The sequence below is a fragment of the Salinisphaera sp. G21_0 genome, from assembly GCF_017744115.1.
Classification (GTDB): Bacteria; Pseudomonadota; Gammaproteobacteria; order Pseudomonadales; family Endozoicomonadaceae; genus Endozoicomonas.
Window position 1 is genome coordinate 1 of sequence record NZ_JAGHQW010000192.1, and the last position, 985, is coordinate 985.

Annotated in this window: 1 protein-coding gene; it reads right to left on the reverse strand. The window is 50.6% G+C overall.

What is annotated here, in order from left to right:
* Positions 1–985, reverse strand: a 985-nt coding sequence (locus J7439_RS25595; protein WP_209204881.1) for an RAP domain-containing protein, incomplete at both ends; no start/stop codon positions are given.

Sequence of the window (985 nt, forward strand, 5' to 3'; positions counted from 1 at the left end):
TGGTTTCATTAAATCCTGATTCCCAAGCCTGTTAACCGGAATTTCAATGACCTCAAATCCTGCTTTTTGCAACAGTGCGATTTTAAGCAGAGTCGAACCATTCCTGGTTTTGAAATCACCACCCACGTAATGAGAGGGCCCCTGAACTTCAATCACCATGTTGTGATCTGGCAGTAGCAGGTCAACCGGAGGAAGTGAGTTCAGACTCTTTTCTTCTTCAATCTGCAAAGAGGGAAATCTTGATTGGAGTTGATCGCGAAAGTCGGATTGACGTTTTGACCTGATAGTCTGGTAATGGGGGACGACCGGGCACGCTCTCCCAAGCCAACTTGCGGCCATGGCAATGATGGATTGATCTTCTTCATTGTCTGGGGAGTTGTTTTCCAGACGAGTAAACAGGTCATCCATTTGCTTTTCAAGCCAGTTATTGTTACTGGAGTCCAGAGACAATCTGGCACAGCAAACCATCACTCCCCAGAGAGACATCAATATGTCTTGCTGTGAGAGCTGAGGGTTTTCACTGATTCGGTAAACAAGCGATTCAAACATATAGGTAACCACGTTCAGCTCAACGAACTCACCCAGTTTCGCCGTGGCCCGCAGCAGGTTGGCGATTTCCCGTGGGTTAAAGTTAGCTTTCTGTGCGTTCACGTGGCGCAACAGCGCGGCCACGGCCTCGTTAAGCTCTGGTGTCAGCTCCTGCCCGCTATCCACCAGTTTCACCATGGTCCACAGCAGGTTGGCGTTAGCCTGTGGTGTAAAGTTATCTTTCTGTGCGTTCACGTGGGGCAACAACGCGGCCACGGCCTCTTTAAGCTTTGGTGTTCTATTCTGCCCGTTGTTCAGCAGTATCGCCATGGCCCACAGCAGGTTGGCGATTTCCTGTGGTTTAAAGTCAGCTTTCTCTGGGTTCACTTGTAACAGCACGGCCACGGCCTCTTTGAGCTGCGGTGTCCGCTCCTGCCCGTTGTCCACCAGTTTCGCC